The sequence below is a fragment of the Streptomyces sp. NPDC127092 genome (genome assembly GCF_042722475.1).
In the GTDB taxonomy this organism is placed as follows: domain Bacteria; phylum Actinomycetota; class Actinomycetes; order Streptomycetales; family Streptomycetaceae; genus Streptomyces.
The window spans coordinates 1-1306 of sequence record NZ_JBHXFE010000269.1; the positions used below are offsets into that span (position 1 = coordinate 1).

The window sequence follows — 1306 nt, forward strand, 5'->3', positions numbered from 1 at the left end:
GGGGAGCAGGCCTGGGCCGTCGGACTCGGCCGACAGCTCAAACATGATAGTGCCGTCGCGATCATCGAGAACGTCGACTTCCTCACCAACTCTATGGCCACTCTGGTTGCCCGCCTCATCCGGGGCACGCGGCGACACGTCGTTCTGACCTCGACGAGTGCGGATGACGACGCGGCGATCCACCCCTCCCTGGTGGGGCTCTGCGCCGCACGACGTGAACTCGCTCCGCTCCGCCGGCGCCGCCACGAGATCCCCGGGCTGGCACGTCGGATGCTGGCGGAGGAAGCCGTGACGTCCGACCTACGCCTCACCTCGACGACGCTGCAGGTCCTGGCAGCACATCCGTGGCCGGGCAACCTCGCCGAACTCCGGCGGGTGGTCCACGCCCTGGCCCGGACCCGCTCGGCCGGAGACATCATTACGACCGACCTTCCCGCACCGTACCGGGAAGTCGGCACACCCCTGTCACCCATTCGACATGCCGAACGGGAAGTGATCGTCGCGGCGATCGAAGCGGCAGGCGGCAACAAGCTCAAGGCCGCGCAGTCACTCGGGGTGAGCCGGTCGACTCTCTACAACCGGCTCCGGGTTCTCAAGATCGCCTGACCTCTCCGGTTCTACATCCGGCCCAGCCGTGCCAGTCGCTCCTGGGTCGGCGAACCGTCCTCGGCGGAATTGAGCACCAATTGCTGCTCGGGCGCGCCGGAGTAGCGGAATATCTCCCAGTCGAGAGTCAGTTCACCGACGAACGGGTGATTGAGCACCTTGACGCCGAAGTCCTGGCGCGCCACGTTTCTCGCCGCCCACCACTGTCCGAACTGACGATCGGCGATCGTGAGTTCGCCGACGAGCGCGGACAGGGCCGGATCGGCCGGATTGATGGCCGCCTCGCGGCGCAGGATCGCCACACAGGACCGCGCGACCGCCGTCCAGTCGGCGAACAGCTCCCGCATCCGAGGGTCGGTGAAGATGAGCCGCACATAGTTCAGCTCGTGCGGAGCCATCGCATCGAAGTCGGCATACACCTTGGTGGCCAACGGGTTCCAGGCCAAGATATCGGTCCGAGGACCCAGGACGATGGCCGGGGTGTCGGTGAGCTGGTCCAGTAACCGCCGCACCTGCGGGCGTACCCGGCTGCCGCCGGTGCGCAACTGCGCCGCCGGACGGGGCGTGGACCGGTGGGTGGCGTGGTCGGCCAGATTGTCGAGGTACTCGGATTGGTCCGAGTCGAGTTGCAGCGCTCGCACCAGCGCGGCGAGCACCTGCTCGGACGGGACGAGCCGCCCCTGCTCGATCCGGGTGTAGT

The 1306-nt window shown here is 67.5% G+C and carries 2 protein-coding genes; one reads left to right on the plus strand and one right to left on the minus strand.

From position 1 onward, the window contains the following. Window positions 1–606: helix-turn-helix domain-containing protein (locus tag ACFWJO_RS39575; protein ID WP_386873119.1), on the plus strand; the 606-nt coding region annotated here is incomplete at its 5' end. Window positions 607–617: 11 nt separating this feature from the next. On the opposite strand, the gene ACFWJO_RS39580 is transcribed toward ACFWJO_RS39575, so the two are convergent. Further along, a partial coding sequence (locus tag ACFWJO_RS39580) for a transcriptional regulator (RefSeq protein WP_386873121.1) occupies window positions 618–1306 on the minus strand: 689 nt, incomplete at its 5' end.